A 15,123-nucleotide genomic window follows, 5' to 3' on the forward strand; every position below is an offset into this window, starting at 1 on the left:
ATTTATAGTAAATTTAAAGATAGTGATACTTTAAAAACAGTAGTTTTATCAGTAACTAATTCATATTTGTTCTTATATAATAAATCCAATCGTTTTTTAAGGTTTTTTAAACCAATAGCATTCGGGCTTTTTACTGTTTTTTCATTATAATTATTTTTACAAATACAGGTCAATATATTTTCTTTCACGCTAATATTTATATCAATAACACTGTTAATAGTACTGTGCTTAAAAGCATTTTCTATAATAGTAATCAGTAATAAAGGAGCTATTTTATAATGTTCTTTATCTGTTGAGGTTTGATAGTTAATTTGCTTAAGCCCTTCAGTTCTAATTTTATGAAAAGCAATATAATTATCTATAAACTGAATTTCTTTAGACAAACTTACCTTTTCAGAATTGCTTTCATATAAAACATGTTTTAGATTATCTGATAATCTTAAAATTAAATCAGGCGCTTTACCTGGTTTTTCAATTGAATATGAATAAATAGTGTTTAAGTTGTTAAATAAAACATGTGGGTTTATCTGTGATTTCAAAAATTTCAATTCCATTTCTGTTCTTTCTTGTTGTATTTTTTCTACCTCTTCTGCTGTATCAATATATCTAAAAAGCATCCATATAAAAGAAAAAAACAATAGCGGAGTTAATGTTTGCCAAAGATAATCACTCAAACATTTCATAATTGAACATCCGCAGCGCGCAAAAACATTGCAATATAATTGTGTTGCTAAAAATGACATCAATAAAAAAACGAAACTATAAAGCACATACCATCTCTTTTTTACAAAAAAAGGCAGTAGAATCTGATTGTTTGTATAAACGATAAGAACAAGAATGAAAAAATACTGTAAAAATGGATTTTCAGCCCAATAATAGCGTGTAAAAACAAATAGCGATACAAATACAAATAAGATCCAAAAGAGGACGTGAATTAACACCTGAGCGCTATGTTTTCTATTTAGTTTAATCATGGTTATTGAAAGTAACTAAAATTTGATGGTTTAACAAAATAATAAGTACCAAAGGTTATTTGGCAAGTATGTACTACTGTTTTTAATAATTAATTGTAGTTAATATAGCTTTCTTTGATGTATATCCGTTTGTTTTTTTTATAGAACATAAAGGATATAGATTTGAGTAAAAAACATAAAAACACATGAAGATAACAATAACAATTCTACTTTTTTTAATCAGCAATTTAGTTGTAGGACAAGATATTAATAAAACAACTAAAAGTAGTAAAGGTAAATTGATGTTATTAGGTAAAACTGATAAAAAAGCTTTTGATATACAGGGTTTTACTTGGTTCCATAAAAATTATGAAGCGTATATTACAAATGATAAAATAGTTAATAAATTAAAAACCTCACTTAAAAACTATTCAATTAAAGCTTTTTATGGTAGTTGGTGTGGAGATAGCAAAAGAGAACTTCCCAAATTTTATAAAGTAATTGATCAAGCCAATTTTGATAAAGATCAATTAGAAATGATTGCTGTAGATAGAAAACCGGAAGCATATAAAGCATCACCAAACGGTGAAGAAAAAGGATTAAATATTCACAGAGTTCCGACTTTTATTTTTTATAAAAACAATAAAGAAGTTGGTAGAATTGTTGAGTACCCAAAGCAAGATTTTGAACGTGATTTACTTACAATCACTAATGGTAAAAAATATACTCCACAATATGTCGTTGCAGAACATTTAAATAAATTAATGATTGATAAGACGCTAGATGAATTAAAGAAAAATGAAAAAGAACTTATTGCCTCGTTAGTTGAATTTACAAAAGGAAGTAGAGAGCTTAATACTTTTGGGTATAAATTACTTAGATCTAAGAATATTAGTAAAGCTTTTTTTGTTTTTGAATTGAATACTAAAATGTACCCATATAAATACAATGTTTTTGATAGTTTAGGAGAAGCGTATTACACAATAAAAAATTACAATCAATCATTAATTAATTATGATAAAGTTTTACAATTAAAGCCGAATGATAAAAACGCTTTAGAGATGATAGGAAAAATAAAAAAAGAGATGATTTAATATATGTATTCTATGTTTTTTAGTAAAACGTAAATTTATAAGAGTAGTTAACTAGTAAAAGAAGTAGTACTGTTTAGGTTGTTAGGCATTTTCCTTTTTAATCTAAAGGAAGCTGTAATCCTTTCATGAAAATTATTAAATAGAATATATGAAAAACAAGAACAATTATTGTGTGTTGTTAATAAAGCAAACAAAACACCTCTTAGTTATTGCTGTTTTGTTAGTAGTAATTCAATCTTGCTCAAAAACGACTCAACTTCAAAGTTGTTGGAATAAGCAAGCAGATACCACAGATAAAAATCTTATTACCTTTTTTTTCAAGGAAGAGTTAAATAAGCTTGGACATAATTTTGAGCCATGGGAAAAAACAAAATATTCAATAATTGGAAATATATGGGTTAATCAAAATCGTTTTTTAAAACTAGATACATTAACAATAAACAGCAAAGCAAAATATTATTCTAAAATTGAATATTCTAAGAATACGCTATTACATTTAGATTATGGAAACAAAGAATTAAGTTCAATTACTAATGATATATATTTAAAACAATTAATTAAATCAGCACGATACACTCCAGTTTATTTACTTAATCATTTTGTTGAAAACAGCAATAAATTAGATATAAATACAGGTGTTATAAACAATGTTTATTCAATAAACATAGGTAAGATTCCTGTTAAATTATTTATCAATAAATCAACAAATTTAATTGATAAAATTACATACTTAACTTACGATGAATTGTATGGAGATGTGATTACGTCTTATTTATATTTATCTTATAAAAAAAGTAAAACATTAAGCTATCCAAGTAAAATTGAGATTAAAAAAATTAATGGGAAAGTAGTTGATAAAGTAGAAATTTTTCGATTAAATACAACAGCTGATAAAATACAATTGCTAGATAAACCTGATAACTATAAACTTATTGCTTCAAAGAAAAATGGCAAAATTAAAGTAAAAACAGAAAAATTCAATGATTTCATTTATTTCATAAACTTAGTGCATACTGAAGACAAGATTATGGTTGTTGAGTTTGAAGATTTTATGTTAGTTGCTGAAGCACCCCTAAACAGTAAAAATGGAGAACTTATTATTTCAGAAGTAAAAAAAATAGCTCCTTTAAAACCAATAAAATATTTTGTTTTTGGGCATCATCATCCTCATTATTTAGGTGGAATACGAGCTTTTGTACACAAAGAAGCAACAGTTTTATGTACTAATATTAGTAAAGAATATGTTGAGTATATAGCCAAAGCACCACATACTATTCAACCAGATAGTTTACAATTTGAACCCAAAAAATTAAAAACAAAAACGATACAAGATAGTTTTATAATTGGGAAGGAAAACCAACTGAATATTTACTTTATAGGAGCAAAGTCTGAACATACAAAAGACTATTTGATTTACTATTTTCCAAAAGAAAAACTATTGTTTCAAGATGACCTTTGTTGGATTCCAAAAGAAGGGAGTATAGGTAAAGCAAACGCTAGACAAAGAGGACTATACAATAGTATTAAAGAATTAAAACTGAATGTAAAAACTATAATTCAATCTTGGCCAGTAGAAAGTCATAAAGTAAAAACAATTATACCTTTTCAAGATTTAGAAAAATCAATAAAGTAAGCTTTAAATTGATTGTAATATTAGAATTTTTCGATTTAAAACCTACGTATAAAATATTTTAAAGTTTTTCCAAAATAAAAATGATTTACTAATTAAAACCAGAATACATGAAAATAATTTTAACATTAGCTACTATATTTTTTATGGCAGTTGCGGTAAATGCTCAAGAATTCAAATTCGAAACAGCATCTATAGATTACGGAAAAATAGATAAAGGATCAGAAAAGAAACGAGTATTTGAATTCACAAATGTTGGTGATGCACCTTTAATAATTAAACAAGTTGTATCTACTTGCGGTTGTGCTGTTCCAAAGAAACCAGAAAAACCAATTATGCCTGGTAATAAAGGGAAGATAGAAGTTTCTTATAATACGAATATCGTAGGAGGATTTTCAAAAATGTTTACTGTAATTTCAAATGCTAAAGCAAAAAGAAAAGCATTAAAAATAAAAGGGTTTGTGAATGAGTAAATAATAAATCAGAAAACCGAGTTGTTAGCTATTCGGTTTTCTGATTTAAGTATTTTTTTACTCCTTAATTACTATTACAATTATTGTAATAGTTAGTAGTATAAATAATACTAAAAAGAATATTTTCCAAAAAGAATAAGGTCTTTTACCTGATATTGTAGCTGTTTGACCATTTATGTAAAAATGGTATTTCTTATTATTATAAACATAATGAGAAATATAAACAGGTAATAATATATGTTTAAAAGTTTCCTTAGAAATATTTAAGTCTAAACTACTCACAGATTGAGTATCGCCGCCAATATCTTTGCAAGCCCAATCAGTTGCAATTTTATGAGCTTTTTCTTTTGATTTTAAATGACCATCTTTTAAAGGTAAAGTATACTTTTCAGTTACAAAACCAGCTAAATACTTAGAGTTAAAAGTTTGCAAAGAGTTTAAATTCCAATTGGTAATTTTAGAAGGTAATGTTTTATTTCTTTTTTTAGAAGCATTAATGAGTGTATCGTCAATAAAACCAGTTATTGAACCAGAAGTAGAAGTCCATTTAGTTTTTCTCACTTGCTTATTTTTTCTAACATTCTCCCCATTTTCAATAGTATTATAATTTTCGGTAACGTAATAATAATCTCCTCGTTTGCCTGTATAATTTGCAAAAATATCAGCATCAAAAGTCCAAAAAGGTATATATAAACCTTTTGTTTTCTGAGGATCTAAAGAAGCTTTCTGAAGTTTATTAGGAGCAAACCATAAACTTTTCACCCATTTTCTAAAAATTTCATGAGATTGTTTATGTGTTAATTGAAAAGGAAGTACAGCACCTGGTAAAATCCATTCTTCTTCATAAGCATCTTCTACAACTAATGTTTCGCTACAGTACACACAGTGTAAAGATTTGTAATTTTCTTCAACATGCTGATTTGCTCCACAAGATTTACAATGCAGCATACTTATTTTTTCAGTATGAGATTGTGCTCCCATTTTTTTTAAATATGGGTACAATTCTAGTTCTTCAAATACAGAATATGTTTCTTGTATCGCTTCTTCGTAACCGCAATAATTACATTTAATTTCAGAAGAACCTGGCTTATATAATAGTTCAGCACCGCAATTAACACATGCTTTTTTTTGTTCAGAATGTTGTATTGTTTCTTGATTCATTGATGTTAACACCTACCTTATAATAAACAGGTAAGACTTTAATTATTTGGTAATGGTGGAGGTACAGAACCTAATAAATTTTGTAATTCAGGTACACTTTTTAAACTAGCCCAATTAACCATTCCTTGTTTCCAAACTAAGGTATCTGTGTTAATAGTGCCATTTGTAAATAAGTTTTTTAAAGCTTGTTGATTAACAGGTCCAGTTTGTTGCCCATTGACTGCGTAAAAATACGGTACTTGATTTGGTAAAGGAGGAGGTGCTGATCCTGTAGATACTGGTTGGCTAGTTGTAGTTGATTGTGTTTGTTGGTTGAATAATGTTCCCATTTGTTGTGCCATCGCAAACCCCATTCCCATTCCTATACCAGCACCAGCAGCACCAGATTCATTAGCCGCAGCTACTTCCATGGCCTTAGCTGCTTTAAATTTAGTTAACTTATCTAAATCTATTTTATTAAGTCTACTATATTCAAAAATCTCTTTTTTAAGTTCCTCTGGCATTGAAACATTTTCGATATAGAATTTTTCTAATGAAATTCCTACCGAACTAAATTCAGGCATCATTACCTCTAAGCAAGTTTCAGATAATTCAGTTGTATTCGCAGCATATAATTCAATAGGTAAATTAGCTTCTCCAATAGTATCAGTAAAACGTGTAGATATTAAACTCTTTAAATGTTCATTAATTTCAAAATTTGTGAAATGACTATCAGTACCTACAATATCAGTGATAAATTTACCTGCATCTTTTATTTTGAAAGCGTACGTACCAAAGGCTCTTATTTCAACAAATCCAAAACGATCATCGTTTAATGTAATTGGATTTTTAGTTCCCCATTTTTCATCAGTAAACATACGAGAACTAACAAAATAAACCTCAGCTTTAAACGGGCTGTTAAAGCCATATTTCCAACCTTTTAAAGTAGATAAAACAGGAAGGTTTTGTGTGTTTAATGTGTAAGTTCCTGGCATAAAAACATCGGCTAGTTGTCCTTCATTTATAAAAACGCCAACTTGCCCTTCTCTAACAATTAATTTCGCATCATTTTTAATTTCATTTTGATAGCGCTCAAAACGATGAACTATTGTATCATTCGAATTATCTAACCACTCTATTATATCAATAAATTCGTGACTTAGTTTCTTTTTTATTTCATCGAAAATTCCCATTTTATTTTTTTTACTGATTACTCATACAATATAAGTAATCTTAATCTACTTTTTGTTACAAGTTTAACAAACAAAAAACTCAAGCCATCGCTTGAGTTTTTTAATAATGATTAATAGATTTTAATATTACAATTTCTTAGCATCTAGTTGTGTAAAAACGGTTAATAATGTTTGAATAGCATCTATTGTAAATTGTTGATCTATACTTTCATAAACATCAGTAGATTTATGATAATCCTTGTGATCTGGTACACCAAAATATACAAATGGAATATTTTTTTTGTAAAATGCAGCATGGTCGCTAGAACTTGTCCAATCATCTAAGTTATCCAAACCTTCATGACCTATAACTAAATTAACCTCACCTACATTATTAAAAGAAGATATCGTTTCTTTAAGGGGTTGAGAATATCGAGTTCCTACAGCATATAGTTCTTTATTATCACTTCTCGAGATCATATCAAAATTTAAATTCAAGACAATTTTATTTAAATCAATTATCGAATTATCTGCAAAATGGTAAGCTCCTTTTAAACCTAACTCTTCAGCATCAAAAGATGCCAATATAACATTGTGTTTTGGAGGGTGACTTTTAAAATATTCAGCAAATGCAAATAAGGCAGCAACACCAGAAGCATTATCATCAGCACCATTAAAAGTTTTTCCATCTATGATTCCTAAATGATCGTAATGAGCAGATAACACAACGTATTTATCTGTATGTTCTGTACCTTTAATTAGACCTAAAATGTTAACAGCACTATAGGTTTTTGTGCCTTCAATAAAAGAGAAAGGTTGTTCGAAGTTTTCAAGAAGTGGTGTTACATTCAATTTCTTAAAGCGTTCTTTTATATAATCTCTAGCTTTTGTTGCTCCTAAAGTTGATGTCTTTCTACCTTCAAACTCATCAGATGATAATTTTTTAATATCATCTAATATTAAATTTGTTGTAAACTCATATACAAGAGGTGCAGTCTTTTCTGTTTCTGATTTACAAGAAATTACAAATGCACTTAAAATAACTATAATTAAAAAAGGTAATGTCTTCATATGTAACTAAATAAATTTAAGGCTAAATTAAATAAAAAAACCTAAGCATTTTGCCTAGGTTTTTTTATTTAAGAAATTGATTTATTAAATCAATTTTTATCCTTTTAAACTAGCTTTCATAAACTCAGTATTCATACGAGCAATGTTTTCTAATGAAATTCCTTTCGGGCATTCAACTTCACAAGCTCCTGTATTTGTACAGTTACCAAAACCTTCAGCATCCATTTGAGCTACCATGTTTAATACACGATCTGTAGCTTCAACTTGTCCTTGAGGTAATAAAGCGTATTGACTCACTTTAGCTCCTACAAATAACATTGCCGATGAATTTTTACAAGTAGCTACACAAGCACCACAACCAATACAAGTTGCAGCATCCATTGCTTTATCTGCTGCTTCTTTAGAAATAGGAATTGAGTTCGCGTCTTGCGTATTTCCTGAAGTATTTACAGAAATATATCCACCAGATTGTTGAATTCTTTCAAAAGAAGTTCTATCAACAACTAAATCTTTAATCACAGGAAATGCAGCTGCTCTAAATGGCTCAATTGTAATTGTATCACCATCTTTAAATGAACGCATGTGCAATTGACATGTTGTTACACCTCTATCAGGTCCGTGAGCTTCACCATTAATATACATTGAACACATACCGCAAATTCCTTCACGACAGTCATGATCAAAAGCAACAGGCTCATCACCTAAATTAATTATTTGCTCGTTAAGCACATCCATCATTTCTAAGAAAGACATATGCTCAGAAATGTCGGCTACTTGGTAATCGACCATTTTTCCTTTATCACTTGCGTTTTTTTGACGCCAAACTTTTAAAGTAAGATTCATAATACTTTCTTATTTATATGAACGTTGTTTCAATTCAATATCGTTAAACTCTAATTCTTCTTTATGTAAAACTGCATCTGCAGGTTCTCCTTTATACTCCCAAGCCGAAACATATGCATAATCTTTATCATTACGTTTTGCTTCTCCTTTTTGTAATCCATCTAACTCAACAGATTCTTCTCTAAAGTGACCTCCACAAGATTCGTTTCTATCTAATGCGTCCTTTGCAAATAATTCTCCTAACTCTAAGAAATCTGCTACTCTTCCAGCTTTTTCTAATTCAGGATTCATTTCGTTTGCATCACCAGGTACAGTTACGTTTTTCCAGAAATCCTCACGTAAGGCCTTAATTTCAGCCATTGCTTCTTTTAAACCTTGTTCGTTACGAGCCATTCCACATTTTTCCCACATGATCTTACCTAATTTCTTATGGTAAAAATCTACAGAATGTTCTCCTTTGTTATTAATGAAGAAATTAATGCGTTCTGTAACTTCTTTTTCTGCTTCATCAAATTCTTTAGTATCAGTAGGTATTTTTCCTGTACGAATATCGTTAGATAAATAATCTCCAATAGTATAAGGTAATACAAAATATCCATCAGCTAAACCTTGCATTAAAGCAGAAGCTCCTAAACGGTTGGCACCATGATCAGAGAAGTTTGCTTCACCAATACAGTACAACCCATCAACTGTTGTCATTAAGTTATAATCAACCCAAACACCACCCATTGTGTAGTGTGTTGCAGGATAAATCATCATTGGAGTTTCATATGGATTGTCATCCACAATTTTCTCATACATTTGGAATAAGTTACCGTATTTTTCTTCAACGATAGCTTGTCCTAAGTCATACACCTTTGTTTCAGAAGGGTTTGATATGTTCTGAATTTTTGCTTGTTCTGTACCGTAACGACTAATCGCAGATTTAAAATCTAAGTAAACAGCTTCTCCAGTTGCATTTACTCCATAACCAGCATCACAACGCTCTTTTGCTGCACGAGAGGCAACATCACGAGGTACTAAGTTACCAAATGCAGGATATCTTCTTTCTAAGTAATAATCTCTTTGATCTTCAGTTAATTCAGTTGGTTTTTTACGACCTTCACGAATTGCCATCACATCCTCCATATTTTTTGGTACCCAAATACGACCATCGTTACGTAATGATTCTGACATTAACGTTAACTTAGACTGGTAATCTCCTGAACGAGGAATACAAGTTGGGTGAATTTGTGTATAACAAGGGTTTGCGAAATATGCTCCTTTTTTATGAATTTTCCAAGCTGCAGTTGCGTTTGAACCCATTGCGTTGGTTGATAAGAAATATACATTTCCGTATCCACCAGAAGCAATTACAACGGCGTGTGCAGAGTGACGTTCAATTTCACCAGTAATTAAATTACGAGCAATAATTCCACGAGCTTTCCCATCTACTTTTACAACATCTAACATTTCATGACGATTGAACATTTCAATCTTACCACGAGCAATTTGACGGTTCATAGCAGAATATGCACCTAATAATAATTGTTGACCTGTTTGTCCTTTCGCATAAAAAGTTCTAGAAACTAAAACTCCACCAAATGAACGATTGTCTAATAAACCACCATAATCACGTGCAAAAGGAACTCCTTGTGCTACACATTGATCAATAATATTTGCAGAAACCTCAGCTAAACGATGTACGTTTGCTTCACGTGAACGGTAATCTCCACCTTTTACAGTATCATAAAATAATCGGTAAAAAGAATCACCATCACCTTGATAGTTTTTTGCTGCATTAATTCCTCCTTGTGCTGCAATTGAGTGTGCTCTACGAGGAGAATCTTGATAAGCAAATGCTTTAACGTTATAGCCTAATTCAGCTAAAGTTGCTGAAGCAGAACCACCCGCTAAACCTGTACCAACTACAATAACATCAATGTTACGTTTGTTGGCAGGATTTACTAAATCAATATGATTTTTATAATCTGTCCATTTATCTTTAATTGGACCTTTTGGTACTTTTGAATCTAAAGCCATACTTGTTTCGTATTAATGATTGAAATGGTGAAATAATGCAATAATGATAAATCCAACTGGTAACCCAATTGCATAAATCTTACAGAATGTTTTCAATCCTTTAGTGTATTTATTGTTTGCTCCAACTGATTGGAAAGCCGAAGTAAACCCGTGTAATAAGTGTAATGCTAAAAATACAAATGCTATTATATAAGCAATTACTCTAATAGGGTTAACAAACTTGTGTTGTAATTCTTCGTAATATCTAAGTCCGCTATCAGCTACATTAGGGTCAATAAGACCAGACATATCACCCTGAATAAATTTGGTGTTGATTTCTGGAAACCAAAAATCGATAAAGTGTAATACTACGAAAGCTAAAATTGCTGCACCAGACCAAATCATATTTCTACTCATCCAAGTAGAATTTGCTGCTCCGTTGTTTTTAGCATAGCTTATTTTTTGCGCACTTTTGTTTTTTAATTCTAAGACGAATCCCATTACAAAGTGAAAAACTACACCAAAAATTAAGACAGGTTGCATAACGTATTGTATTAACGGATTGGTTCCCATAAAATGAGATAACTTGTTAAACGTTGCTCCATTGTCTGGAAAAATTGAGGTGATGTTTATTGCAAAATGTTGTAATAAGAAGAACATCAAGAAGAACGCCGAAAGTGCCATGGCAAATTTTCTTCCAATAGAAGATTTTAATAATCCCATTATTTTTTTTGTTTATTAAAGTATAATAATACAAATTTAAGCGGTACGAGGTAGTTGCACAAACTTTAGGAATTTTTTTATTAAATATTTAGAATGGGTTTAAATAGGGAGGTGTGGCTTTAAGTGCTTTTTTGTTACTTAATGATGTGTCGCATGAGACGCAAAATTAATAAAAATTAGAATCACTACCGAGCTCAAATTTTGAGTTGAATCTGATTTTTGCATTAATTATAGTTATAATTTTATCTTTCTTTAATAGTAATATTTTGAAAGGAAAGAGTAAATCAATACTGTTTTTTGTAATCTACGATAAAGTAACTTTTGTTGATGTTTAATAGTGGAGATGTTAAATTACAACAAAAGTTATTTTTTAAAAAGACTTTAGAATGATATTTTATAACTAATGTTTGGAATCAATAAAGCTTCTCTATGTTCTTCTACTTTATTGTTTTTTAGATGATAACGATGTCCTTGGTATTCTTTAAAGTTTGTTGCGTTAAGAATCTTTAGCGACAGTTTTTGTGTTGTTTTCTTTTTGTACCATTCATAATTAACTGTAAAGTGTGATATGAATCCAGCTCTAGTTTGTTCAGTAAATGGTGTAGTTTCATTGTAAATAGCATCTTTTTTATCTAAAGAAGCAGCATGATCAATAATAGAATGTCTATCACCACCTTGATAACTTAATTTAAAATTTACACCAAGTAAATTTTGTTTATGCTTTCCAATTCTAAACTCTTTACCAACCAAAACATTAAATAAGTAGTTTTTATTGTAACGAGTATTGTACCATTTTTCAGAATCTGTTTTATATTTAGAATTAAAAACAGAACCAGAAATTAAATAATAAAAACCATTATTAATATATTGTTCTAATGTTAAATCTAGTCCGTAATTCTTCCCTTTTCCTGAATTAATGTAAGCATCATTAATAAACCAATCGCTTTGTAAGTTTAAAAGTGAAGTAGTACTATTCTTAATAATAGGAATGTTATAGAGGTGTTGATAATATGGTTCGATTTTTAAATGTAACTTTTCTGTAATGTTCCAATCATATGCTAACACAAAATGATGTGCTTTTGAAAAATCTAAACCTCTGTTAGCTTGTAATGATGTTGAGTTTGTTGTATTGGCAAAATAAATATTCAAGGCTTCAATTCTACTATGCAAGCCATAACCAAAACTTAATTTGTTGTTTTCGTTTAATTGATAACTTAAACCAAGGCGAGGTTCTACTGTAAAATTATTATTTAATGTAAATAATTGAGTATTTACACCTATGTTTATTTTCCAATTTTTTAAGGAAAAAGAAGAGTTTGTGTATGCAGAGACTAAAGAGGTAAACCCATTTTCTGAAACTATGGTTTTTAGATTATTCGTGCCACCTTCAGCTTCTTTTAAATCGATATTATAACCTAAACCTCTTATGGTGACACCTGTTTTGTTTGTGTGTTTAGAGCTAAATTTTTTATTAAGGAAAGATTTAAAAGTAATATTATAATTACTATTATCTATTTTGTTTTTTGGTTGTAATATTGAGGAGTCTCCAAGTCTATCCGTTTTTAAGTCTAACCCATTTGTAGAGACTGCTAAAGTAGTACTTAGATAGGCTAAATTTTTGAATATCATTTTATGATTTATTCCAAACGCACCCATGTATTGTTTTGCTTTTTGTTTTTCAATATCTGTATAATAGTTACGTTCATTTACTTTAGTTTTTGGTGAACTTCCCGATTTATCTAGTAGACCAATTCCCCAAATAGAAAATTTACCAGATTTTTTGGTGTGAAAATTTAATTTAAAAGACAAATCTTGGTAGTTTGTTCCCTTAGCATCTTCTGGTAGTAACGATGACATTAATGCTAATGTAGAATATCTGTAATTTACTAAGTAAGAAGAATTGTTTTTTTTTGATAAAGGACCTTCTGATGCAAAATCGATTCCAATAGCACCAACCTCTATACTGTGTTCATGTTTTGAATTATTACCTTTTCGCATTCTAATATCAAAAACACCAGACAGTGCATTATTGTATTCTGCAGGAAAAGCACCTGTGTAAAAATCTGAATTGGCTAATAAATTACTACTTAAAGCTGTTAGTCCACCACCACCAAAAACACCTAGGTTTGCAAAATGATTAGGGTTTGGTATTTCTACTCCTTCAATTTTCCATTGTAAAAATTTTGGAGCATTACCTCTTATCACAATAGCGTTATTACCAACACTACTAGAAACACCAGGAAAAGAGGAAGCTAAACGAGCAGGGTCATCAAAGCCTCCTGCGTATCTATTTGCTTCTTCAACACTTAGCATTCGAGCACTAACCGTTGCCATTTTGTTAATTGGTTTTTCTTTAGCAACTCTAGGTTTTAGAACTACCTCATCTAATGAGTATGCGTTTTCAGTAAGCCCAATTGACAATATAACCTCTTTAGATGATGTAACAACAACTTCAGGTTTTATGATTGCTTCATAACCTATGTGAGATATTTCTAAATCATATCGACCAATAGGTACGTTTTTAATCGTAAAGGCTCCGTCAAAATCAGAAACAACTCCTATGGATGGATTTGTATTAAGAATTATTATTGACACACCTGGAATTGGTTGTTGAGAGGAGGTGTCTACTACTTTTCCTTTAATCTTTTGTGTTAAACTTTGGGCGTTTAAAATAAACGATAAAAACAAAAAGAAGGGCACTGGAATATACTTATGCATTCTGAGTCGTAATTTATGTGAGTTACAAAATTAGTACGACTGTTAGTTTTTTATGTTCTGAGTTATCTAATCGAACCAATTTTAAATAAGGCTCAAGCGTTTGTTTTTAAAGTGTTTGTTGTTTGTTTATGGTGTGTGTTTATAAAGAAGAACTAGTTTTTTTGAATTCAGAAGGTGTTTGAGTGCTAATTTTTTTAAAGGTAGTATTGAATGAAGTTTTAGAGTTGAAACCAGATTCATATGCAATACCAAGAATAGATATATGGTTGTAGTCTTTGTTTAAAAGCAATTCTTTTACTCTTTGTACTCTGTATCTATTAACGAACCAAAAGAAATTTTCGTTGAAGCCTACGTTAATTACATATGAAAGTTGATGAGGGGTAATTTCTATTAATTTAGCTAAGCTTACCAGCGTTAATTCTGTATCGAGATAAGGTTTTTTATTTTCCATAACATCAATAAGTTTAGATTTGGTAAGTGCTAAATTTTCATCTGAAATAATTTTCCTCTTTTTAGGTGTGGGTTGTTGTTCTGTTTTAATAATAAGATTTCTTTCTTTTTCATTTAAAAGAAAAATTTCTTTTTGTTTAAGTGTGTTTGAAGCAACAAAAAATATAATTAGTATCGATACAATATTTGCCATTAAATTCAAATATTCGCCATCAAATACTAAATTGTAAATCCCAATAAAAATACTAAGTAAAAATATAGCAATAATAATATACTCTATCCATTTAAGATCAACTTCGTTTGTGTTAGAGGAGAATAAGCGAATACTTTTTTTGTGATGTTGAATCTTTATGTAAGAGTATATGGTAAAATATAGTGCTTGAATAATAATAAGTGCACTTAATAAAGAAGGTATTAAGGTGTTGTGTTTGTCATAATCTTGAATAATTAAACCAATAAGGAATGTTAAAGGTAAGATTGTGTATATGAGTTCTTTTTTTTTGAATTTAAAATCAGGATTTGAATAATATTCGATACTAAAATAAAAGACCAAAGGTGTTAAAAACTGAAAGAGTCGAAGCGGTATTAATGGGGTGTCGTTAAGTATGTTAAAGTTTGTTAGAATAAATATTTCCTCAAGCCAAAAAGTAGACCATAAAAAAAGAAATACACCAAACCATAAATTTGCTTTTTTATTAACTTTTAATGGGTTTATGATTAATAGAAATGAAAGCAAAATTAGAGCGCCGTATATAATAATTAGTATGAATGAATTTATTCCGCTCATTAATATCTTTTGTTAGCTATGTTCTGTGGTTTATGTAAGCAATAACGAAGTTATTAGAAAAAAATTGA

General features: G+C 29.6%; 12 protein-coding genes. 3 read left to right on the top strand and 9 right to left on the bottom strand.

Annotated features, from left to right (window positions below):
- Window positions 1-2: 2 nt before the first annotated feature.
- Window positions 3-674 carry a sensor histidine kinase gene (locus CXF68_RS04385; protein ID WP_232771608.1) on the bottom strand — a complete coding sequence of 224 codons (672 nt, stop codon included), beginning with the start codon at window positions 672-674 and terminating at the stop codon, window positions 3-5.
- A gap of 485 nt (window positions 675-1,159) precedes the next feature.
- Between CXF68_RS04385 and CXF68_RS04390 the strand changes: the two genes are divergently transcribed.
- From CXF68_RS04390 to CXF68_RS04400, 3 genes are all read left to right on the top strand, one after another.
- Window positions 1,160-2,047 (top strand): thioredoxin family protein, encoded by an 888-nt coding sequence (locus tag CXF68_RS04390; RefSeq protein ID WP_101043148.1) that lies wholly within the window; start codon window positions 1,160-1,162, stop codon window positions 2,045-2,047.
- A 148-nt stretch (window positions 2,048-2,195) separates the two neighbouring features.
- The gene (locus CXF68_RS04395) at window positions 2,196-3,680 is read left to right on the top strand and encodes a hypothetical protein (RefSeq protein ID WP_101043149.1); all 1,485 of its coding nucleotides are present in this window, start codon (window positions 2,196-2,198) and stop codon (window positions 3,678-3,680) included.
- A 107-nt stretch (window positions 3,681-3,787) separates the two neighbouring features.
- Window positions 3,788-4,150 carry a DUF1573 domain-containing protein gene (locus CXF68_RS04400; RefSeq protein ID WP_101043150.1) on the top strand — a complete coding sequence of 121 codons (363 nt, stop codon included), beginning with the start codon at window positions 3,788-3,790 and terminating at the stop codon, window positions 4,148-4,150.
- Window positions 4,151-4,207: 57 nt separating this feature from the next.
- Here the strand turns inward: CXF68_RS04400 and CXF68_RS04405 are convergent, their stop codons facing one another.
- From CXF68_RS04405 to CXF68_RS04440, 8 genes are all read right to left on the bottom strand, one after another.
- Window positions 4,208-5,311 (bottom strand): DNA helicase PriA, encoded by a 1,104-nt coding sequence (locus tag CXF68_RS04405; protein ID WP_101043151.1) that lies wholly within the window; start codon window positions 5,309-5,311, stop codon window positions 4,208-4,210.
- Window positions 5,312-5,349: 38 nt separating this feature from the next.
- Window positions 5,350-6,483: an SPFH domain-containing protein gene (locus tag CXF68_RS04410; protein WP_101043152.1), complete on the bottom strand. Its 1,134-nt coding sequence runs from the start codon at window positions 6,481-6,483 to the stop codon at window positions 5,350-5,352.
- 126 nt (window positions 6,484-6,609) lie between these two features.
- A complete protein-coding gene (locus tag CXF68_RS04415; RefSeq protein WP_101043153.1) occupies window positions 6,610-7,533 on the bottom strand; it encodes a M28 family peptidase in 924 nt (307 codons plus the stop codon).
- 96 nt (window positions 7,534-7,629) lie between these two features.
- Window positions 7,630-8,376: a succinate dehydrogenase/fumarate reductase iron-sulfur subunit gene (locus tag CXF68_RS04420; RefSeq protein WP_028888333.1), complete on the bottom strand. Its 747-nt coding sequence runs from the start codon at window positions 8,374-8,376 to the stop codon at window positions 7,630-7,632.
- A 9-nt stretch (window positions 8,377-8,385) separates the two neighbouring features.
- Complete coding sequence (locus CXF68_RS04425; RefSeq protein ID WP_101043154.1) at window positions 8,386-10,398, bottom strand: fumarate reductase/succinate dehydrogenase flavoprotein subunit; 2,013 nt, start codon at window positions 10,396-10,398, stop codon at window positions 8,386-8,388.
- Window positions 10,399-10,410: 12 nt separating this feature from the next.
- Entirely contained in the window at window positions 10,411-11,103 is a 693-nt protein-coding gene (locus CXF68_RS04430) for a succinate dehydrogenase cytochrome b subunit (protein WP_101043155.1), read from the bottom strand.
- Window positions 11,104-11,481: 378 nt separating this feature from the next.
- A complete protein-coding gene (locus CXF68_RS04435) occupies window positions 11,482-13,818 on the bottom strand; it encodes a TonB-dependent receptor (protein WP_101043156.1) in 2,337 nt (778 codons plus the stop codon).
- Window positions 13,819-13,957: 139 nt separating this feature from the next.
- A complete protein-coding gene (locus tag CXF68_RS04440) occupies window positions 13,958-15,055 on the bottom strand; it encodes an AraC family transcriptional regulator (protein WP_232771609.1) in 1,098 nt (365 codons plus the stop codon).
- Window positions 15,056-15,123 lie beyond the last annotated feature (68 nt).

The organism is Tenacibaculum sp. Bg11-29, from assembly GCF_002836595.1.
Classification (GTDB): domain Bacteria; phylum Bacteroidota; class Bacteroidia; order Flavobacteriales; family Flavobacteriaceae; genus Polaribacter.

What these genes read in the sequence shown, in the direction of transcription:
- CXF68_RS04420 (WP_028888333.1), bottom strand. Translation starts at nt 8,376, where the DNA reads ATGAATCTTACTTTAAAAGTTTGGCGTCAAAAAAACGCAAGTGATAAA.
- CXF68_RS04435 (WP_101043156.1), bottom strand. Translation starts at nt 13,818, where the DNA reads ATGCATAAGTATATTCCAGTGCCCTTCTTTTTGTTTTTATCGTTTATT.
- CXF68_RS04390 (WP_101043148.1), top strand. Translation starts at nt 1,160, where the DNA reads ATGAAGATAACAATAACAATTCTACTTTTTTTAATCAGCAATTTAGTT.
- CXF68_RS04440 (WP_232771609.1), bottom strand. Translation starts at nt 15,055, where the DNA reads ATGAGCGGAATAAATTCATTCATACTAATTATTATATACGGCGCTCTA.
- CXF68_RS04415 (WP_101043153.1), bottom strand. Translation starts at nt 7,533, where the DNA reads ATGAAGACATTACCTTTTTTAATTATAGTTATTTTAAGTGCATTTGTA.
- CXF68_RS04400 (WP_101043150.1), top strand. Translation starts at nt 3,788, where the DNA reads ATGAAAATAATTTTAACATTAGCTACTATATTTTTTATGGCAGTTGCG.
- CXF68_RS04425 (WP_101043154.1), bottom strand. Translation starts at nt 10,398, where the DNA reads ATGGCTTTAGATTCAAAAGTACCAAAAGGTCCAATTAAAGATAAATGG.
- CXF68_RS04405 (WP_101043151.1), bottom strand. Translation starts at nt 5,311, where the DNA reads ATGAATCAAGAAACAATACAACATTCTGAACAAAAAAAAGCATGTGTT.
- CXF68_RS04410 (WP_101043152.1), bottom strand. Translation starts at nt 6,483, where the DNA reads ATGGGAATTTTCGATGAAATAAAAAAGAAACTAAGTCACGAATTTATT.
- CXF68_RS04395 (WP_101043149.1), top strand. Translation starts at nt 2,196, where the DNA reads ATGAAAAACAAGAACAATTATTGTGTGTTGTTAATAAAGCAAACAAAA.